Raw genomic sequence first — 19137 nt, 5'->3', positions numbered from 1 at the left:
CCTTCCTCCACTTGCAGCACGGTATTTTTCGCCATGGATCGTCGACAGCTGCTTGGGCTCGGACTGAGCAAGCTTTGGTTAACCGCGTTCGGCGCGGCGGGGCTCGCGCTGGCGCAGCCTCTCTCGTCCGGCTCCGCCCTCGCCGGCCAGCAGCGGCCGGAGCGCAAGCCGGCCAGCGGCACTTCGCCACAGTCCACCCCACGGTCCCGGCTGGTGATGCTCGATCCCGGCCACGGCGGCGCCGACCCCGGCGCCATCGGCACCCGCGGCACCCACGAGAAGGCGGTGACGCTGGACATCGCCCGCGAGGTCGCACGCCTGCTGGCCGAGCGGCACGGCATCACGGCCAAGCTGACGCGGCGCGACGACCGTTTCCTGGCGCTGGACGAACGGGTGGCATTGACGCGCACGGCCGGGGCCGACCTGTTCGTGTCGATCCACGCCGACAGCGCCCCCAATGCCGATGCCCGCGGCATGTCGGCCTACATCCTGTCCGAAAAGGCGTCCGACGCCTTCGCCTCCCGCCTTGCCCAGCAGGAGAACGAGGCGGACCGATTCGGCAAGCGGGGGACGGGCGGCGGCAACCGCATCGTCAAGGACATCCTGATGGACCTGACGGCGCGCCACACCCGCCATGCCTCTCTGGCCGCCCGGCAGCTTCTTGTCGAGGGGGCCGGGAAGGAGCTTCGCCTGCTCGACAACCCGATGCGCGCGGCGAATTTCGCGGTGCTGAAGGCGCCGGACGTGCCGTCGGTGCTGGTGGAGACCGGTTTCCTGTCCAACCCGAAGGATGAGGAAATCCTGAGCGATCCCACGGCGCGCCGGGTGGTTTCCCGCGTCCTGGCGCGAGAAATCGCGAGCGTGCTCTCCAGCCCAGCTTTCGCCTGATTTTGCCCTGAGACTGCCCGAAGCGTTGCGGCGATCATCCCTTCGCAGCCGCAGCGACTGCAACATCCGTGCATCACCTGGGGACAAAGTGACGATGACTGGTGAAGGCTCCGAATTTCCCCATTGCAAACGCCGTTCCGCCGTGACTTTTTCCGGCCGCGCGCCGCATCCGCCCGGCGCTCGACACGCTGGCGAAGGGAGGCACGCTGTGACGGGTTTGAGCCGCCTTGGGACGTTGTTCGCGCTCGCCTGCACGGCAGGGGTTTCGCTGGCCGGCTGCGGGCCTCTGCTGCTCGGCACCGCCGGCGGCGCCGCGGTGGTGGCGTCGCAGGAACGCGGCTTCGGCGGCTTCGTAAGCGACACTGAAATCCGTGCCCGCATCAACTCGCTGTGGCTGCAGCATTCGGTCGACATGACCAACCGGATCGGGCTGACGGTCGACCAGGGCCGCGTGCTGCTGACCGGCCGCGCCGCCGACCCGCAGATGCGGCTCGACGCGGTGCGCCTCGCTTGGCAGGCGCAGGGCGTCAAGGAAGTCATCAACGAGATCCAGATCGACAACGGCTCCAGCATCGTCGACACCGCGCGCGACACCTGGATTTCGACCCAGCTTCGCAGCCGGATCACGTTCGATGCGGATATTCATAGCCAGAACTACAGCATCGATACCGTCGATGGCGTTGTCTATCTGATGGGTGTCGCCGCTTCTCAGGAAGAGCTGGACCGCGCGATCCAGCACGCCCGTTCGGTTCCCAACGTTCAACGCGTCGTCAGCTACGTCCGTCTGCTCTCAAACCTCCAGGGTTGAAACCCGACCGCCATGGCCTCCGCCCTTTCCCGCGTCCTCGCCGCACTCCGCACCGCCACCGTCGCCGCCGCCCTGATCCTGCCGGCGGCGGCCGTGGCCGGTCCCGTTATGGCGCAGGACGCGGTGACGGGCGAGGCTGTGACGGGAGGCGCCGTGACGGGCGGCGCCGTGATGGCGGGCGCCGTGACGGAGGATGGCGGCGGGGCGGACAACCCGACCGCCGGCACGCCCGGCCCGGCCAACCGCCTGTTCGTCCAGGCTCTGCAGCTGATCCGGCAGGCCGACAACACCTTCGACGTCGCCGAGGAGTCCCGCCTGCTGAAGGAGGCGGACAAGCTGTTCAACGAGATCGTGACGAAATATCCCGACAGCCCGCTGGCGGTACAGCTCGTCACCAACCAGTTCGTCGGCGACTTCGACTTCTACGAATTCCGTTCGCGCATCCGGGCGCTGGTCTGCAACGATGCGCTGGGCAGCCTGTGCTTCCTCCACCGCATCGGCGAGATGCTGCCGCCGGTGGAAACGCCGATCAATGCCGCCCGCTGGGACTGGCTGTCGCTGGCCGTCGCCTACCAGCAGCTGGGCGATCCCGGCCGCGCCAAGGAGATCATGGCCCCCTTCGTCAGCGCGGTGCGCCGCGGCGGCGTCGCCGACAGCTCCGGCCAGGATCTGTTCGTGGCCCGCGCACTGTCGCTGATGGGGCAGACGCCGCTGGCGCTCGACATCACCCGGCAGATCAACGACTGCTCCACCCGCATCTACAACCTCGCCGACATCGCCAAGGCGGCGTCCTGGCGCGGTGACGCCGCGTTGACCAACGCGCTGGCGGACGAGGCCAAGAACTATGCCTCCAGCCACAACTGCGCCTGGGAGCTTGGACTGGTCGCCCAGTCGCTGCTGCGCGCCGGCAAGGAGGCGCAGGCCCGCACCCTGTTCCTGAACACGGTCGAGACGCAGTTCTCCAAGTTCAAGGAAACCCGCGGCGACTGCTGCCCGCCGGAACTGGCGGTGGCCGCCGCCGACATCGGCGAGCCGAAGCTGGCGCTGGGCCTGCTCAGCACCGTGCAGGACGAGAATCCCTGGACGATCCCGGCCGTGCTCGGACGACTGGCCAAACGCGGCGAGACCGGAATGGCCGTCGCCTATGCCGAGCAGGTGGCCGACATCGACACCCGTGGCGAGGCCTTCGCCGAATTGGTCGAGGCCGCGATGAAGCGCGGCGAGCCGGCGGCGGCCAACGACCTGATGAACCGCCTTAACAAGCTGGTCGACGATGCAGCCGGCCGCCGGCCGGGGTTGCTGGCGCAGCGGGCGAAGGCGGAGAAGGCCTTCTACAACGATGACCGCTGGCGCCGCAGCTTCCAGCTGGCGATCAACGCGGCGGAAAAGGCCAGCAACTTCGTCCGCCGCGACATCGGCGCCCCGCTGCTGGCCGCGCTGGTCCGGATCGAGTCCGGCCTGCCGATGCTGGACTGAGGGGGGAGTTCCCTCACCCCACCGCCAGCACCAGCTTGCCGATATGCTGGTTGCTCTCCATCAGCCGATGGGCGTCGGCTGCATATTCGAGCGGGAATACCTCGTGGACGACCGGCTTGATCCGCCCCTCGGCGATCAGCGGCCAGACGCGGGCCTTGAGCTGCTCGGCCACCGCCTGCTTGTAGGCGACCGGGCGCGCCCGCAGGGTGGAGCCGGTCAGCACCAGCCGCTTGGTCATGACGGGGAAGAAATTCACGGTCGCCGTCGCTCCGCGGACGAAGCCGATGCAGACATAGCGTCCCTCGACCGCCAACGCGTCGATGCTGCGGGCGACGTAATCGCCGCCGACGATGTCGAGCACGACATTCACGCCCGCCCCGCCGGTCGCTTCCTTGACCACCGCGACGAAATCCTCGGTGCCATAGTCGATGGCGCGCTCGGCCCCCAGCCGGACGCAGGCGCCGCATTTCTCCGCCCCGCGGGCGGTGGCGAAGACCCGCGCACCGAAAGCGGCGCCAAGCTGGATCGCCGTGGTGCCGATGCCGGACGTGCCGCCATGGACCAGCAGAACTTCGCCGGGCTGGAGCGCACCGCGCTCGAACACATTCGACCAGACGGTGAAGAAGGTCTCCGGCAGGGCCGCTGCCTCGGCCATTGACAGGCCGGCGGGGATCGGCAGGCATTGGGCGGCGGGCACGACGCAGAACTCGGCATAACCGCCACCCGCCAGCAGGGCGCAGACGGAATCGCCGACGCTCCAGCCCTCCAGCCCCTCGCCCAGCGCATCGACGGTGCCGGCGACCTCCAGGCCGGGGATGTCGCTGATGCCTGGCGGCGGGTTGTATTTGCCGAGCCGCTGGAGCACGTCCGGCCGGTTGACGCCGGCGGCCTGGACCGCGATGCGGATCTCGCCGGGCGCCGGATCGGGGACCGGGCGGCGCGCCGGGACCAGCACCTCCGGCTTGCCGGGCTGGCTCACCTCGATCGCCGTCATGCTTCTGGAGTCTGTCATTCGGATCGTCCCCTGCCCTGTCGTCGTGATGGATTTGGGGCACTGTGTCGCTGCGGAGGAATGCCCGTCCACGCGGCGATGGATCCGATTTCGTCCTGCGGAAAAGTCAAAAAAATGGCCGTGCTGTCATCAGCACGGCCAGTCTCCGAGAGAAGCGCGAACATGCAAAACAACACATCCGCCCGATGAGAAAGGAACGCCTTTCCCGAGACAGACAATCGCATCACAACGCCGGCATTTCCCGAGAAATCGACCTCTTTTCCATTCCGTGGAAACGGTTCTTTTCCCAAGAAAGAAGGCCGCGCTCCATCGGGAACGCGGCCTCTAGTGCGCCAGGGAGGATATGCCGACGTGCACCACCTGCCGTCAGCTCTTGGCGTCTCGCATGTTGCTTGACCGTGTGTGGGATGGGTCAGTTCGGAACCGGAACGCGCCCGCCCAGCTCCTGCGTCACCGCCGCGGCGGCGCGCTTGACCATCTCGCCCAGGGCGCGCAGCCGCGCATCCTCGATGCGCCGGCTGGAGCCGGAGAGCGACAGGGCTCCCATCACACGGGAATTCTCGTCGAAGATCGGGGCGGCGACGCAGCGCAGGCCCGACACCCGCTCCTCCTGGTCCAGGGCATAGCCGCGCGAACGGACCAGCGTCAGGTCGCGGTACAGCGCCGGCAGCGACGACAGGGTGCTGCGGGTGAACTGGCGCATGCCGCGCTGGGTCACGATGGTCTGCACCTTGGTCTCGGTCATGCCGGCCAGCAGGGCCTTGCCGACGGCGGAGCAATGCAGCAGCGTGCGGTCGGTCTGCGGCACCGCGACCTGGGCGGCGCGGGGACCGCCGACGCGGGCCAGATAGAGCGCCTCGCCGTTCTCCTCGACCGCCAGATTGACGATCTCGCTGCTCTCCTCCATCAGGCGGCGCATGCGGGGACGGGCGACATCGACCAGATTGCGGGTCTTCAGGAAGTTGGCGCCGGTCATGTAGGCCTGGACGCCGACCACCCAGCCGCGCGCGCTCTGGTCGAAGCGGACGTAGCGCTCGTACTGCAGGGTCGTCAGCAGGCGGTGGGTGGTGGAGGGCGACAGGTTCGCCGCTTCCGCCAGCTCGGTCAGGGTCATCGGACCGTCATTGGCGCCGAGAATGGTCAGAATGTTCAGCGCGCGGCAGAGGGACTGCACCACCTGTCCGCGCTCGGCCTTGGCGTCGGCCTTGCCGTTGTCGTTCTTCTCGCGCGGCGCCTCGATGATCGCCGACTTGATGATCGCCGCGGCGCCCTCGCTGGGGTCGTCGTGGATGATCCGGCGTGCGATGGCGGCGGCGGTCATGCTGTTGGTGTGGGCTTGCGCTTTCATGTCCCATCTCCCTCGGGGTCCGGCGCGTTTGTTGCGCCTGTCTGTTGCGGCTGATGGCGTGAGTGACAGAAGCTTCGCTTGAACCGCGGGACCGTCGCGAACGGCGACCCCGCGGGGTACCGGTCAACCTTTGAAAATCGACTGCATGGTGGAGCCCAGGCTGGCGGGGCTGTCGGCGACGGCGATGCCGACCGACTTCATGAAGTCGATCTTGAAGTCGGCGGTGTCGTTGCCGCCGGAGATCACCGCGCCGGCATGGCCCATGCGGCGGCCCGGAGGAGCCGTGCGGCCGGCGATGAAGCCGACGACCGGCTTCTTGGTGCCCGACGCCTTGATGAACTCGGCGCCGCGGACTTCGGCGTCGCCGCCGATCTCGCCGATCATGATGATGCCCTCGGTCTCCGGGTCCTTCACGAACAGCTCCAGGCTGTCGACGAAGTTGGTGCCGTTGACCGGGTCGCCGCCGATGCCGATGCAGGTGGTCTGGCCGAGGCCGGCCGCCGTGGTCTGCGCGACCGCTTCATAGGTCAGCGTGCCGGAGCGCGAGACGATGCCGATCTTGCCGCGCTTGTGGATGTGGCCCGGCATGATGCCGATCTTGCACTCGTCCGGCGTGATGATGCCGGGGCAGTTCGGGCCGATCAGGCGCGTTTTGGAACCGTCGAGCGCGCGCTTGACGCGGACCATGTCCAGCACCGGGATGCCTTCGGTGATGCAGACCACCAGCGGGATCCCGGCGTCGATGGCTTCCAGGATCGCGTCGGCCGCGAACGGCGGCGGCACGTAGATCACGGAGGCGTTGGCACCGGTCTTCTCCACCGCTTCCGACACGGTGTCGAAGATCGGCAGGTCGAGGTGCTTGGCGCCGCCCTTACCCGGGGTGACGCCGCCGACCATCTTGGTGCCGTAGGCGATGGCCTGCTCGGAGTGGAAGGTGCCCTGGGCTCCGGTGAAGCCCTGGCAGATCACCTTCGTGTTCTTGTCGACGAGAACAGCCATCTCACGCGGCCTCCTTCTTGACGGCGGCGACGATCTTCTTGGCTGCGTCGTCCAGATTGTCGGCGGACAGGATCGGCAGGCCGGATTCGGCCAGGATCTTCTTGCCCAGATCGACGTTGGTGCCTTCCAGGCGCACCACCAGCGGCACATGCAGGTGCACGTCGCGCGCCGCGGCGACCACGCCCTCGGCGATCACGTCGCAGCGCATGATGCCGCCGAAGATGTTGACCAGGATGCCTTCGACGTTGCTGTCGGACAGGATCAGCTTGAAGGCCGCGGTGACGCGCTCCTTCGTGGCGCCGCCGCCGACGTCGAGGAAGTTGGCCGGCTCGCCGCCATACAGCTTGATGATGTCCATGGTGGCCATCGCCAGGCCGGCGCCGTTCACCATGCAGCCGATGTTGCCGTCGAGCTTGACGTAGTTGAGGTCGTGCTTGGCCGCCTCGATCTCCGCCGGATCCTCTTCCGCTTCGTCGCGCAGGGAGGCGACGTCCTTGTGGCGGAACAGCGCGTTGTCGTCGAAGCTCATCTTGGCGTCGAGCGCCAGGATTTCGCCGGCCCCGGTGACGATCAGCGGATTGATCTCGACGATGGCGCAGTCCAGCTCGGTGAAGGCCTTGTAGGCGGCGGTGATGAAGCGCGCGGCGGCCGAAACCTGCTTGCCTTCCAGGCCCAGCGCGAAGGCGACCTTGCGGGTATGGTAGCCCTGGATGCCGGTGGCCGGGTCGATGGCGACCTTGACGATCTTCTCCGGCGTGTTGTGGGCGACCTCCTCGATCTCCATGCCGCCTTCGGTCGAGGCGATGATGGTGACGCGACCGGTGGCGCGATCGATCAGCATGCCGAGATACAGCTCACGCTTGATGTCGGCGCCTTCCTCGACATAGAGGCGCTTCACTTCCTTGCCCGAAGGTCCAGTCTGCTTGGTGACCAGCACCCGGTTCAGCATTTCCGCGGCGTTGGACGCCACTTCGCCGATCGACTTGACGACACGGACGCCGCCCTTGCCGTTCGGGTTGTCCTGGAACCGGCCGGCACCGCGGCCGCCGGCGTGGATCTGCGACTTCACCACCCAGACCGGACCGCCCAGTTCGCGGGCAACCGATTCAGCCTCTTCCGGGGTGAAGGCCACGCCACCGCGCGGAACGGCGACGCCGTACCCCCGCAGCAGATCCTTGGCCTGATATTCGTGGATGTTCATGGTTTGCGTCTCTGAATTTGTCTTTTGGAGGCCGCGGGGAGCCGGAAATGCATCGGCTGACGGGCGGCGGATTTTTAAAAGTCCGGGCTTCGGCTCTCAGGCGACCGGGAAGGGGACGGTCGGGGGAGAGGGAGGCGCGTTTGAATAGTCGAAGGCATTATTCGGTGGTGGGGTTAGACCCCCACCCTAACCCTCCCCCGCTGAGCGGGAGAGGGGACTAAGATTGCAGGGCGGAGTTACTCCGCCGCCAGCCGCTGCACGGCGCCGATGGCGCCGCTGTCGCGGATGTCCACGATCTCGCGCTCGCTGAAACCCAGCACGTCGCGCAGGATCTCGTCGGTGTGCTCGCCCAGCAGCGGGGAGCGGGTGACCTCCGTCGGGCTGTCGGACAGCTTGATCGGGTTGCCGACCGTTAGGTAGCTGCCGCGGGTCGGATGCTCCACCTCAACCAGCGTGCCGGTCTCATAGAGCGACTTGTCCTCGGCGATCTCCTTCATCGACAGGATCGGGCCGCAGGGGATGTCGTACTTGTTGAGGATGTCCATGACCTCGAACTTGGTCAGGGTCTTGGTCCAGTCCTCGACGGTCGCGAAGATGCTCATCAGGCGCGGCAGGCGGGCCACCGGGGTGGCGTAGTCGGGATCGGTGATCCACTCCTCCTTGCCGATGACCTTGCAGATCGACTTCCACACCGGCGCCTGGGCGATGAAGTAGATGTAGGCGTTGGGATCCGTCTCCCAGCCCTTGCATTTCAGGATCCAGCCCGGCTGGCCGCCGCCCGACGCGTTGCCGGCGCGCGGCACCGTGTCGCCGAACTCGCCGTTCGGGTATTGCGGGTATTCCTTCATCGGCCCGTGGGCCAGGCGCTGCTGGTCGCGCAGCTTGACGCGGCACAGGTTCAGCACGGCGTCCTGCATGGCGGCCAGCACCTTCTGGCCCCGGCCGGTTTCCTTGCGCTGGTACAGCGCGGTGACGATGCCCAGCGCCAGATGCAGACCGGTGCCGCTGTCGCCGATCTGGGCGCCGGTGACCATGGGCGGGCCGTCGTCGAAGCCGGTGGTCGAGGCCGCACCGCCCGCACACTGAGCGACGTTCTCGTACACCTTGCAGTTCTCGAACGGCCCGGGACCGAAGCCCTTGACCGACGCGACGATCATCGCGGGGTTCAGTTCCTGGATGCGTTCCCAGGTGAACCCCATGCGATCGAGCACGCCGGGGGCGAAGTTTTCGACCATCACGTCGCAGGTCTTGATCAGCGACTCCAGCACCTCCTTGCCCTTGGGCGTCTTGGTGTCGAGCGTGATGGACCGCTTGTTGTGGTTCAGCATGGTGAAATACAGGCTGTCGGCGTCCGGCAGGTCGCGCAGCTGGCGGCGGGTGATGTCACCCTCGCCCGGCCGTTCGACCTTGATGACGTCGGCGCCGAACCAGGCGAGCAACTGGGTGCAGGTCGGCCCCGACTGTACATGCGTGAAGTCGAGAATCCGCACGCCCTGAAGTGCCTTGCCCATGTATTTCTCCCCCTGCTTTTTAATGTCGTGTTGGTCGGACAGGCCGCTTTTCCAGGTCGGCCGTCAGGACGGCATCTTGCGGACCGAGCTGGTCGGGTTCAGGCTGCCGATGTTGCCGCTTTCGGTGCCGGCGGCCGGGTCGATGACGGCGTTGATCAGGGTCGGACGGCCGCTGTCCATCGCCTCGGTGACGGCGCGGTACAACTCGTCCGGGTTGGTGACATGGACGCCGACGCCGCCGAAGGCCTCCATCATCTTGTCGTAGCGGGAGTCAGGCACGAAGACCATCGGCGACGGATCGGCCCCGCCGGTCGGGTTGACGTCGGTCCCGCGATAGATGCCGTTGTTGTTGAAGATGACGATGCAGACCGGCAGGTTGTAGCGGCAGATCGTCTCCACCTCCATGCCGGAGAAGCCGAAGGCGCTGTCGCCTTCCACCGCCAGAACCGGCTTGCCGCTCTCCACCGCGGCGGCGACGGCATAGCCCATGCCGACGCCCATCACGCCCCAGGTGCCGACGTCGAGGCGCTTGCGCGGCTCGTACATGTCGATGATGCCGCGGGCGAGGTCGAGGGTGTTGGCGCCCTCGTTGACCAGCATGGCGTCCGGCCGCTCCTTGATGACGCGGCGGAGCGCGCCCAGCGCACCGTGGAAGTTCATCGGCGACGCGTTGCTCATCAGCTTCGGCGCCATCTTGGCGACGTTCTGCTCACGCTTGGCCGCGACGGTGGCCATCCACTCGGTCGGCGGGGTGAGCCCCCCCTCGATGCCCTTCAGCAGAACTTCCATGACAGAGGCGATGTCGCCGACCAGCGGAGCATGGATTTCGACGTTGCTGTCCATCTCCTTCGGCTCGATGTCGATCTGGATGAACTTCTTGGAACCGGGCTTGCCCCAGGTCTTGCCCTTGCCGTGCGACAGCAGCCAGTTCAGCCGCGCGCCGACCAGCATGACCACGTCGGCGTCCTGCAGCACCAGCGAACGGGCGGCGCCGGCCGACTGCGGATGGGTGTCGGGCAGCAGGCCCTTGGCCATGCTCATCTGCAGGAAGGGGATGCCGCTCTTCTCGACGAAGGCGCGGATGGTGTCGTCGGCCTGGGCGTAGGCAGCCCCCTTGCCGAAGATGACCAGCGGACGCTTGGCACCCTTCAGCAGGTCGAGCGCGCGGTTGACGGCCTCGGCCGACGGATACTGCGCCGGGGTCGGATCGACCACCTTGACCAGCGACTTGGCGCCCTCGGCCGCGTCCATCACCTGCGAGAACAGCTTGGCCGGCAGATCGAGATAGACGCCGCCCGGACGGCCCGACACGGCGGCGCGGATGGCACGCGCCACGCCGATGCCGATGTCCTGGGCGTGCAGGATGCGGAAGGCGGCCTTGCACAGCGGCTTGGCGATGGCCAGCTGATCCATCTCCTCATAGTCGCCCTGCTGCAGGTCGACGATCTCGCGCTCCGACGAGCCGCTGATGAGGATCATCGGGAAGCAGTTGGTGGTGGCGTTCGCCAGCGCGGTCAGGCCGTTCAGGAAGCCCGGAGCCGACACCGTCATGCAGACGCCCGGCTTCTTGGTCATGAAACCGGCGATCGCGGCGGCGTTGCCGGCATTCTGTTCATGGCGGAACGAGACGACGCGCATGCCCTCGGCCTGCGCCATGCGCAGCAGGTCGGAGATCGGAATACCGGGGACGACATACAGGTTGTTGATGTCGTTGAGCTTGAGCGCGTCGATGACGAGCTGGAAGCCGTCGGTCAGCGCCGGCGCGTCTTCGACAACAGATGCTTCCGTGGCCTGGTTCTTAGTGATCGTTGCAGCCGCAGTAGACATATGGGTGACTCCTCCCCGAGGCTCCAAAAAGGTTCAAGATCGGTTAGTCGAGGAAGGCGCAATGCCGTTCCACGTACTGTGCGAGACCGAGCGTGTGTTCCCGCACCCGACGTTCCGCGAGATCGGCATCGCGGGCGGCCAGCGCCTCGATGATGTCCCGATGTTCGTGGATGGACTGGTCGGCACGGTCGCCGAGGCCCATGGTCGCGCGGCGGATCGCACGCATATGGATGAAGAAGCGATCGGTCAGATCCGAGATCAGCGTGGAGCCCGAAGCCTGGACGATGCTTTGATGGAAGACGATGTTGGCGTCGGAATACTCGGCGACGTGTTCCGCCAACTCGGCTTTCGTATATTTGTCGAACGCGGCGTGCAGGAGCTCCAGCTTCTCCGTGGTGGCGTTTTCGACGAACAGGCGTGCCGCCATGCCTTCCAGGGCGGCACACACCGTGATCATCTCCACCAGTTCGGCCTTCGTCTTGCGCACCACGAAGATCCCGCGCCGCGGTTGGGAGCGGATGAACCCCTCCTGTTCCAGCAGCGCCATCGCCTCGCGCACCGGGGTGCGGCTGACACCCAACGCCTCGCACAGCCGGCGTTCGTCCAACCTGATTTCGCTGCTCTGGCCGTAGATGTTCATCTGCGTGATGGCCTGGCGCAGCGACTGGTAGGCCTTCGCCTTGAAACTCATCCCCTGTTCCAGGGGTTCGACACTGAATCTATCGCGGTTCATCACGGTTCCGACCCTTTGCGCGCCGACGCCGGCGGCGCCGCTTGTTGTCGTGAGCGTTCCTGTGCGAGCGTTCGGATGACGCCCTGTGGCGCGTCGTTTTGAATTATCGATACGGTATACCAGATGCCAGACACCCGCAAGGCCAATTGCGGGCACATCGAACTATTTCCGTTGCCGACTGAGTTGGCGCTTCATTTGTTCGATTTTTCTGGTCAATGCGCGATAATCGCCCTATTTTGGCGCTTCAGGATCGTACTTCGGGGGAAGGGACCCGCGCATGGCCGAAACCCAACATCTGGCCGGGGCCGCAGACAAGACGCCGTCCGCTGCAGCGGAGGAGGCGTCCGACCCGAACTTCATGACCTCGCTGGCCCGCGGCCTGTCGGTGATTCGTGCCTTCACGGAACGCGAGCCGAACCTGACCATTGCCGACATCGCGAAGATTACCGGCCTGCCGCGGGCGGCGGCGCGGCGCTGTCTGCTGACGCTGATGCAGTTGGGCTATGCCGGGTCGGACGGCCGAACCTTCTATCTGAAGCCGAAGATCCTGGCGCTGGGCTACTCCTTCCTATCCTCGGCCCCGCTGGCGACGATCCTGGACCCGCTGATCGAGCAGGTCAGCGGCGCCGTGCAGGAATCCTGCTCCGCCGCCGTCCTGGACGAGGACGACGTCGTCTACATCGCCCGTGCGGCGACAAAACGGATCATGTCGGTCGGGCTGAATGTCGGCAGCCGCTTGCCGGCCTACTGCACCTCCATGGGGCGCGTCCTGCTGGCGGCGCTGCCGGAGTCGGAGTTGGACGCCTATCTGGCGCGCGTCCCGCTGAAGCCCTACACGGAACGCACCATCACCGCGGCGGATGCCCTGAAGCGCGAGCTGGAGCGGGTGCGCGACCGCGGCTTCTCCCTGGTCGACCAGGAACTGGAACTGGGCCTGCGCTCCATCGCCGTGCCGATCCGCACCGCCGCCGGCGGGGTGGTCGCGGCGATGAACATCAGCGCCCAGGCCGCCCGCGTCACCTGCCCGGAGATGGAAGTGCAGTTCCTCCCCCACCTGTACCGCGCGTCCGAAGAGGCGCGCGTGCTGCTGGTGCGGTCACGGGGGGTGTGAGGGGCGGCAGTCTTGCCCCCTCCCCAACCCTCCCCCGCTTCGCGGGAGAGGGAGCCAGTCGCAGAGCGGCGGCAGTCCCCTCTCCCACCGAAGGTGGGGGAGGGTTAGGGAGGGGGCACCAGCACCCGCTCTCTACAGGATCGTGTCCGGCGAGATCGCCGTCAGTGCCGCCTTGATCTTCGGCACCATATGGTCGGCGAAGGCCCGAACCTTGGCCGGCACCAGGGCGCGGTGGGGATAGAGCACCGCCAACGTCACCGGTTCCGGCGGAAACTCCGGCAGGACCGGCACCAGGGCCCCGCTGGCGAGATGCTCCGCCACCTCCCACAGCGGCTTCATGGCGATACCGCGGCCGTCCAGCGCCCAGCCGGTCAGCACGTCGCCGTCGTCGGCGTCGAAGCGGCCCGACACCGGCAGCTTCACCGGCTCGCCATTCTCCAGCACGCTCCATTGATATTGCTGGGTGCCGGGGAAGCGCAGAAGCAGGCAGTTGTGGCCGGAGAGATCCGCGGGCTTTTCCGGCCGGCCGCGCTCCGACAGGTAGGACGGCGCCGCCACCAGCACGCGGCGCATGTCGGCGATCTTGCGCACGACGAAGCTGGAATCCTTCAGCGCCGCCATCCGCACCGCCACGTCCACCGCTTCGCGCAACAGGTCCAGCAGATGGTCGGAGAGGCGCAGGCGCACCTCCACCAACGGATGTGCGGCGCAGAAATCCGGCACCAGCGGTGCCAGGATGCGGCGGCCGAAGCCGAGCGGCGCCGTCACCCGCACACTGCCCGACGGCACGCCGGACCCGGCGGCGATGCTGCTGTGCGCACGCTCCACCGCCTCCAGAACCTCCAGGCAGCTTTGGTAAAAGTCCATCCCGGTTTCGGTCGCCTGCAACTGCCGCGTCGTGCGGTTCAGCAGCCGGACGCCGAGATGGGTTTCCAGCTGCTGGATGCGGTGGCTGACCATGGCCGGCGACATGCGCAGGTTCCGTCCGGCGGCCGACAGGCTGCCCAGTTCGACGACGCGGACGAAGATGCGCATGTTCTCAAGCAACGCCATGCTCGCGCGGACTCCCCTTCGGACGATTGGGCCGGACCGGTGGGTTACGGATCGGCAGCGACGCTAGCACGCCTTTGCCGCCGCTGTGAATCTGCCACTCCCGTTCGGAGCGCTGCAGCGCAAAAACCCATCCATCCGGCGATTCGGGCGGAGATATGTACGGATGCCCGTGCGGTCGTCGCCTCGCAGAAGACTACCCTCAACGGAAGGTCGCAGTATCCGCGGCCTTGGACAACTCATGCGATCAGTCGGGAGGGCAACATGTTCGAAGGCGGTCGGTCCGGCAATCACGATGGCGGCCATGGCCGCGGCCGAGGCGAAGGTCGCGGTCACGATCATGATGATCATCACGGCCATGGCCGGGGGCATGGGAAGGGGCACGGCCATCACGGGGATGGCGACGGCGGTGACGCCTATGAAGGCCTGTATGTCGTCGATATCCAAGGCACCATCGACCTGCCGGTTCCCTTCCTGGATGAGGAGGTGCAGACCGGCGATCCGTTCCGCATGACGGTGGCGATGCTGTTCGACGATCCGGTCGTCACCACCGACGACACCAGCTTCCTCCGCTATTTCGACGACCAGCCCAACAAATTGCTCCTGTCGGTTCAGATCGGCGACAGCGAGGTGGAGCATGTGGTGGATGCCTTCGTGCAGCCCGACGACGGCACCACGCTGGTGATCGGCGACGATACGCTCTATCGCGAATTCCTGGTGATTCCGGAGCCGCCGAGGACGCCGGAGGATCTGATTTCTGTCATCGCCGCCGGAACCTCGACCGATCCGGCCAACGGCCAGCAGGTGTGGATGCGGGCGCAGGTCAACGTGACCGATCCCTCGGGCGCGATGATCGACGACCTGGACCTGGAGGACAGCGCGACCTTCATCCCGCCGCCCGACAGCGAGTCGGTGGCGAACTTCTCCCGCTTCCGCGAAGGGCCGATCAATTTCGACGCCAACTTCTATGGAATCGTCACATCGCTGTCGCTGAACAGCATCGACCCGGCGGACGTATTTTCAACCGAAAGCCTCGCCGCCATCGGCTATCCGATCCAAACCGGCGGCGGCTGCTTCGCCGCATGAAAATGCGGGCGACCTGAAAAAAGCAAAAGGCGCGCCGCCGGGCGCGCCTTTCGTTTGAGGAGACCGGTCCGTCAGACCAGAACGGTCTCGCTCTCCTCCACCGGCAGGTCGAGGATTTCCTCGAACTCGTTGACGCTGTCGATGTCGGTGCCCATGGCGATGTTGGTCACACGCTCCAGCACCAGTTCGACGACCACCGGCACCTGGTACTCGTCCATCCAGGCCTGGGCCTGGGCGAAGGCGTCCTGGATACGGTCGGGTTCGGTGACGCGGATCGCCTTGCAACCCAGCCCTTCGGCCACCGCGACATGGTCGACGCCATAGACGCCAATCTCCGGCGCGTTGATGTTCTCGAAGGACAGCTGCACCTGGAAGTCCATCTGGAAGGCGCGCTGGGCCTGCCGGATCAGGCCGAGATAGGCGTTGTTCACCAGCACATGGATGTAGGGCAGCTTGTGCTGGGCGCCGACCGCCAGCTCCTCGATCATGAACTGGAAGTCGTAGTCGCCGGACAGCGCAACGATGCGCCGCTTCGGATCGGCGACGCGGACGCCCAGCGCCGCCGGCAGGGTCCAGCCCAGCGGGCCGGCTTGGCCGCAGTTGATCCAGTGGCGCGGCTTGTAGACGTGCAGGAACTGCGCGCCGGCGATCTGCGACAGGCCGATGGTGGTGACGTAGGTGGTGTCCTGGCCGAAGGCGCTGTTCATCTCCTGATAGACGCGCTGCGGCTTCATCGGCACCTGATCGAAGTCGCTGCGGCGGTGCATCGACCGCTTGCGGCCCTGGCAGTCCTTGACCCAGCCGCCGAGATCCTTGAAGCGCCCCTCGGCCTTCCACTCCCGCGCCACCTCGATGAACATGTCCAGCGCCGCGCCGGCGTCCGACACGATGCCGAGGTCCGGCATGAAGACGCGGCCGATCTGGGTCGGTTCGATGTCGACATGCACGAACTTGCGGCCCTTGGTGTAGACCTCGACCGAGCCGGTGTGGCGGTTGGCCCAACGGTTGCCGATGCCCAGCACGAAGTCGGACTTCAGCATCGTCGCGTTGCCGTAGCGGTGGGCGGTCTGCAGCCCCACCATGCCGGCCATCAGCGGATGGTCGTCGGGGATGGTGCCCCAGCCCATCAGGGTCGGGATCACCGGCACGCCCAGCAGTTCGGCGAACTCCACCAGCTTGTCGGACGCATCGGCATTGATGATGCCGCCGCCGGCCACGACCAGCGGACGTTCCGCCGCCGCGAACATCGCCAGCGCCTTCTCGACCTGGGCGCGGGTGGCCGAGGGCTTGTAGACCGGCAGCGGTTCGTAGGTCTCGTCATCGAACTCGATCTCCGCCATCTGGACGTCGATCGGCAGGTCGATCAGCACCGGGCCCGGACGGCCGGAGCGCATCAGGTGGAAGGCCTGCTGGAAGACGTAGGGCACCTGCGCCGGCTCCAGCACGGTCAACGCCCATTTCGTCACCGGCCGGGCGATGTCCGGCACGTTGATGGCCTGGAAATCCTCCTTGTGCAGGCGGGCGCGCGGAGCCTGTCCGGTGATGCACAGGATCGGGATCGAATCCGCGATCGCCGAATAGAGGCCGGTGATCATGTCGGTGCCGGCCGGGCCGGAGGTGCCGACGCACACGCCGATGTTGCCGGCGTTGGCCCGCGTGTAGCCCTCCGCCATATGCGAGGCGCCCTCGACATGGCGGGCCAGGACATGGCGCATGGTGCCGCGCCGCTGCATCGCCGCGTAGAAGGGGTTGATCGCGGCGCCGGGGACGCCGAAGCAGACGTCGATGCCCTCCCGCTCCAGCACCCGCACCGCCGCTTCCGCCGCCGTCATTCTCGCCATCGCTCGACTCCTCACCAAACGCGATTGTTCGTGAGGACAGCTAAGCGCGCTGATGGTGTGTGCGGCAAACCAATGGGTTGCCTTTTCCACAGGCTGGAAAGCGGCACCGAAAGGAGAATCAGCTGCCGCGGTAGGTCGAATAGGCCCAGGGCGAGACCAGCAGCGGCACATGATAGTGCTGGGATGCGTCCTTGATGCCGAAGCGCAGCGGCACCTCGTCGATGAAGTCGGGGCCATCACCGTCGATCGTGCCGATGCGGCGGAAATACTCGCCGGCCATGAACAGCAGCTCGTAGCGGCCGGGCTGGAAGGCGTCGCCCTGGAGCGCCGGGGCGTCGAGGCGCCCGTCGGCGTTTGTGGTGAACTCGCCAAGGACGGTGCCGCTGTCGAGCGCGGTCAGGCGGATGCGCATGCCCGGCGCCGGACGGCCGGCGGCAATGTCGAGGACGTGGGTGGTCAGGCGGCCCATGGGTGTGTGGTCTCCATTTTTCAGGCATCGGCTTCGAATGCCCCCACCCTGACCCTCCCCCGCTGGGCGGGGGAGGGAATCTGACCTTTGTCGGTGTTCGGCGGCAGTCCCTCCCCCGCCCAGCGGGGGAGGTTAGGTGGGGGCATCGTCAGCCGACGACATTTCACACCCCACAGCCTAATCCCAGCCTCCCTCCCCTGCCCACCCGCGAAAATCCGGAAACTGTCTTCACCCCTGCGCCCAATCCGCCGATTGAACCCCCTGCCGCCAATGGCTTAGCGTAGTCCCCGCTTCGACCGCAGCGCAGAAGAGCGAGACGACGATGACCGACACCGCTTATCCCCGCGACATGATCGGCTATGGCGCCACCCCGCCGCAGGCCAATTGGCCGGGCGGCGCCCGCGTGGCGGTGCAGTTCGTCATCAATTACGAGGAGGGCGGCGAGAACTGCGTCCTCCATGGCGATGCCGCCTCGGAGGCCTTCCTGTCGGAGATCGTCGGCGCCCAACCGATCCCGGGCGCCCGCCACATGAACATGGAGTCGATCTACGAATACGGCTCCCGCGCCGGCTTCTGGCGGCTGCACCGCATGTTCACCGAGCGCAGCCTGCCGGTCACCGTCTATGGCGTCGCCATGGCGCTGGAGCGCAACCCGGAGGTCGTCGCCGCCATGAAGGCCGCGGGTTGGGAGATCGCCACCCATGGCTGGCGCTGGATCGACTACCAGCATCTGCCGGCCGAGGTTGAGCGCGAGCACATGCTGCGGGCCATCGAGGTCCACACCCGCGTCACCGGCGAGCGCCCGCACGGCTGGTATCTCGGCCGCTGCAGCCCCAACACCTGGCGGCTGGTCGCGGAGGAAGGCGGCTTCGTCTACAACGCCGATTCCTACGCCGACGACCTGCCCTATTGGGACGACAGCCATGGCCGGCCGCAGCTGATCGTGCCCTACACGCTCGACGCCAACGACATGCGCTTCGCCACCAACCAGGGCTTCAACAGCGGCGACCAGTTCTTCGCCTATCTGAAGGACAGCTTCGACACGCTCTATGCGGAGGGGGAGACGGCGCCGAAGATGATGTCGGTCGGGCTGCATTGCCGTCTGGTCGGCCGTCCCGGCCGCGCGGCGGCGCTGGCCCGCTTCCTCGATTACGTGCGCAGCCATGAGAAGGTCTGGGTGGCGACCCGGCTCGACATCGCCCGCCACTGGATCGCCGAACACCCCTACGCCCCGAAGTGAGGCCTCCGATGCCCTACAGCCTGGACGATCTGAACAGTATGGACCGCGCCGCCTTCGTCGCGGCCCTGGGCGCGGTGTTCGAGGAAAGCCCCTGGGTGGCCGAAGCCGCCTGGGACAAGCGTCCGTTCGCCGATGCCGCGGGTTTGCGCGCGGCGATGACCGACATCGTGCGTACTGCGGGACCGGAGCGGCAGCGCGCGCTGATCCTGTCCCACCCCGACCTCGCCGACCGCGCCAGCCGGCCGGCCAACCTGACCGCCTTCTCGCAGACCGAACAGGCTAAGGCGGGCTTGAACGAGTTGACGGAGGCGGAGGCGCAGGAACAGCGCGACCTGAACCGCGCCTATCGCGAGCGCTTCGGCTTTCCCTTCATCATGGCGGTGCGCTTCAGCAGCAAGCAGGAGATCCTGTCGGCGATGCGCGAGCGCGTGGCGAACGAGCCGGAGGTGGAGTTCGGCCGGGCGCTGGAGGAGATCTACAAGATCGCAGGGTTCCGGTTGGACGATCTGGTGGTGTAGCGTCAGCTTCGAATGCCCC

17 protein-coding genes are annotated in these 19137 nt (G+C 66.8%); 7 read left to right on the top strand and 10 right to left on the bottom strand.

Annotated elements, in window-relative coordinates; all coding sequences use genetic code 11:
* The first annotated feature begins 33 nt into the window (after positions 1 to 33).
* The 3 genes from ACWPKK_RS14505 (at position 34) to ACWPKK_RS14495 (ending at position 3172) form a co-directional block, all read left to right on the top strand.
* Positions 34 to 888, top strand: coding sequence for an N-acetylmuramoyl-L-alanine amidase family protein (locus tag ACWPKK_RS14505; RefSeq protein ID WP_324866488.1), 855 nt, complete (start codon positions 34 to 36; stop codon positions 886 to 888).
* Between the two features lie 94 nt (positions 889 to 982).
* Entirely contained in the window at positions 983 to 1696 is a 714-nt protein-coding gene (locus tag ACWPKK_RS14500) for a BON domain-containing protein (protein ID WP_452005261.1), read from the top strand.
* A 12-nt stretch (positions 1697 to 1708) separates the two neighbouring features.
* On the top strand, positions 1709 to 3172 hold the full coding sequence (locus ACWPKK_RS14495) for a hypothetical protein (protein WP_452005258.1): 1464 nt from the start codon (positions 1709 to 1711) through the stop codon (positions 3170 to 3172).
* Positions 3173 to 3185: 13 nt separating this feature from the next.
* On the opposite strand, the gene ACWPKK_RS14490 is transcribed toward ACWPKK_RS14495, so the two are convergent.
* The 7 genes from ACWPKK_RS14490 to ACWPKK_RS14460 form a co-directional block, all read right to left on the bottom strand.
* Entirely contained in the window at positions 3186 to 4184 is a 999-nt protein-coding gene (locus ACWPKK_RS14490) for an NAD(P)H-quinone oxidoreductase (protein ID WP_452005255.1), read from the bottom strand.
* Between the two features lie 412 nt (positions 4185 to 4596).
* Positions 4597 to 5532, bottom strand: coding sequence for an IclR family transcriptional regulator (locus ACWPKK_RS14485; RefSeq protein ID WP_452005253.1), 936 nt, complete (start codon positions 5530 to 5532; stop codon positions 4597 to 4599).
* 123 nt (positions 5533 to 5655) lie between these two features.
* On the bottom strand, positions 5656 to 6531 hold the full coding sequence (gene sucD, locus ACWPKK_RS14480) for a succinate--CoA ligase subunit alpha (protein ID WP_452005251.1): 876 nt from the start codon (positions 6529 to 6531) through the stop codon (positions 5656 to 5658).
* Position 6532: 1 nt separating this feature from the next.
* Entirely contained in the window at positions 6533 to 7732 is a 1200-nt protein-coding gene (sucC, locus tag ACWPKK_RS14475; protein ID WP_452005249.1) for an ADP-forming succinate--CoA ligase subunit beta, read from the bottom strand.
* A gap of 236 nt (positions 7733 to 7968) precedes the next feature.
* Positions 7969 to 9243: a formyl-CoA transferase gene (frc, locus tag ACWPKK_RS14470; protein ID WP_452005247.1), complete on the bottom strand. Its 1275-nt coding sequence runs from the start codon at positions 9241 to 9243 to the stop codon at positions 7969 to 7971.
* A 63-nt stretch (positions 9244 to 9306) separates the two neighbouring features.
* The gene (oxc, locus tag ACWPKK_RS14465) at positions 9307 to 11070 is read right to left on the bottom strand and encodes an oxalyl-CoA decarboxylase (RefSeq protein ID WP_324870160.1); all 1764 of its coding nucleotides are present in this window, start codon (positions 11068 to 11070) and stop codon (positions 9307 to 9309) included.
* Between the two features lie 43 nt (positions 11071 to 11113).
* A complete protein-coding gene (locus ACWPKK_RS14460) occupies positions 11114 to 11803 on the bottom strand; it encodes a GntR family transcriptional regulator (RefSeq protein WP_149224631.1) in 690 nt (229 codons plus the stop codon).
* A 277-nt stretch (positions 11804 to 12080) separates the two neighbouring features.
* On the opposite strand from ACWPKK_RS14460, the gene ACWPKK_RS14455 reads away from it, so the two are divergent.
* Positions 12081 to 12914, top strand: a complete 834-nt coding sequence (locus ACWPKK_RS14455; RefSeq protein WP_452005244.1) for an IclR family transcriptional regulator — start codon at positions 12081 to 12083, stop codon at positions 12912 to 12914.
* Positions 12915 to 13046: 132 nt separating this feature from the next.
* On the opposite strand, the gene ACWPKK_RS14450 is transcribed toward ACWPKK_RS14455, so the two are convergent.
* Positions 13047 to 13967 (bottom strand): LysR family transcriptional regulator, encoded by a 921-nt coding sequence (locus tag ACWPKK_RS14450; protein WP_452005241.1) that lies wholly within the window; start codon positions 13965 to 13967, stop codon positions 13047 to 13049.
* 261 nt (positions 13968 to 14228) lie between these two features.
* Between ACWPKK_RS14450 and ACWPKK_RS14445 the strand changes: the two genes are divergently transcribed.
* The gene (locus tag ACWPKK_RS14445) at positions 14229 to 15050 is read left to right on the top strand and encodes a hypothetical protein (protein WP_452005239.1); all 822 of its coding nucleotides are present in this window, start codon (positions 14229 to 14231) and stop codon (positions 15048 to 15050) included.
* Positions 15051 to 15121: 71 nt separating this feature from the next.
* Here the strand turns inward: ACWPKK_RS14445 and gcl are convergent, their stop codons facing one another.
* The gene (gene gcl / locus ACWPKK_RS14440; protein ID WP_452005237.1) at positions 15122 to 16891 is read right to left on the bottom strand and encodes a glyoxylate carboligase; all 1770 of its coding nucleotides are present in this window, start codon (positions 16889 to 16891) and stop codon (positions 15122 to 15124) included.
* 118 nt (positions 16892 to 17009) lie between these two features.
* Positions 17010 to 17360 (bottom strand): hydroxyisourate hydrolase, encoded by a 351-nt coding sequence (gene uraH, locus ACWPKK_RS14435; protein WP_324865297.1) that lies wholly within the window; start codon positions 17358 to 17360, stop codon positions 17010 to 17012.
* A gap of 322 nt (positions 17361 to 17682) precedes the next feature.
* Here uraH and puuE point away from each other — a divergent pair, with 322 nt between their 5' ends.
* Together puuE and uraD are read left to right on the top strand one after the other, a co-directional pair.
* On the top strand, positions 17683 to 18600 hold the full coding sequence (gene puuE / locus ACWPKK_RS14430; RefSeq protein ID WP_452005233.1) for an allantoinase PuuE: 918 nt from the start codon (positions 17683 to 17685) through the stop codon (positions 18598 to 18600).
* A gap of 8 nt (positions 18601 to 18608) precedes the next feature.
* Positions 18609 to 19118 (top strand): 2-oxo-4-hydroxy-4-carboxy-5-ureidoimidazoline decarboxylase, encoded by a 510-nt coding sequence (gene uraD, locus ACWPKK_RS14425; RefSeq protein ID WP_452005230.1) that lies wholly within the window; start codon positions 18609 to 18611, stop codon positions 19116 to 19118.
* The last annotated feature ends 19 nt before the right edge of the window (positions 19119 to 19137 follow it).

The sequence above is a fragment of the Azospirillum largimobile genome (assembly GCF_977007025.2).
The sequence above is the reverse complement of the archived record's forward strand: the minus strand, read 5'-3'. Positions and strand labels throughout refer to the sequence as shown.

Coding starts and splice junctions, on each gene's coding strand:
- ACWPKK_RS14460 (WP_149224631.1), bottom strand. CDS start 11,803: ATGAACCGCGATAGATTCAGTGTCGAACCCCTGGAACAGGGGATGAGT.
- uraH (WP_324865297.1), bottom strand. CDS start 17,360: ATGGGCCGCCTGACCACCCACGTCCTCGACATTGCCGCCGGCCGTCCG.
- ACWPKK_RS14500 (WP_452005261.1), top strand. CDS start 983: ATGACTGGTGAAGGCTCCGAATTTCCCCATTGCAAACGCCGTTCCGCC.
- ACWPKK_RS14450 (WP_452005241.1), bottom strand. CDS start 13,967: ATGGCGTTGCTTGAGAACATGCGCATCTTCGTCCGCGTCGTCGAACTG.
- gcl (WP_452005237.1), bottom strand. CDS start 16,891: ATGGCGAGAATGACGGCGGCGGAAGCGGCGGTGCGGGTGCTGGAGCGG.
- ACWPKK_RS14495 (WP_452005258.1), top strand. CDS start 1,709: ATGGCCTCCGCCCTTTCCCGCGTCCTCGCCGCACTCCGCACCGCCACC.
- sucD (WP_452005251.1), bottom strand. CDS start 6,531: ATGGCTGTTCTCGTCGACAAGAACACGAAGGTGATCTGCCAGGGCTTC.
- ACWPKK_RS14485 (WP_452005253.1), bottom strand. CDS start 5,532: ATGAAAGCGCAAGCCCACACCAACAGCATGACCGCCGCCGCCATCGCA.
- ACWPKK_RS14505 (WP_324866488.1), top strand. CDS start 34: ATGGATCGTCGACAGCTGCTTGGGCTCGGACTGAGCAAGCTTTGGTTA.
- frc (WP_452005247.1), bottom strand. CDS start 9,243: ATGGGCAAGGCACTTCAGGGCGTGCGGATTCTCGACTTCACGCATGTA.
- ACWPKK_RS14490 (WP_452005255.1), bottom strand. CDS start 4,184: ATGACAGACTCCAGAAGCATGACGGCGATCGAGGTGAGCCAGCCCGGC.
- uraD (WP_452005230.1), top strand. CDS start 18,609: ATGCCCTACAGCCTGGACGATCTGAACAGTATGGACCGCGCCGCCTTC.
- oxc (WP_324870160.1), bottom strand. CDS start 11,070: ATGTCTACTGCGGCTGCAACGATCACTAAGAACCAGGCCACGGAAGCA.
- puuE (WP_452005233.1), top strand. CDS start 17,683: ATGACCGACACCGCTTATCCCCGCGACATGATCGGCTATGGCGCCACC.
- sucC (WP_452005249.1), bottom strand. CDS start 7,732: ATGAACATCCACGAATATCAGGCCAAGGATCTGCTGCGGGGGTACGGC.
- ACWPKK_RS14455 (WP_452005244.1), top strand. CDS start 12,081: ATGGCCGAAACCCAACATCTGGCCGGGGCCGCAGACAAGACGCCGTCC.
- ACWPKK_RS14445 (WP_452005239.1), top strand. CDS start 14,229: ATGTTCGAAGGCGGTCGGTCCGGCAATCACGATGGCGGCCATGGCCGC.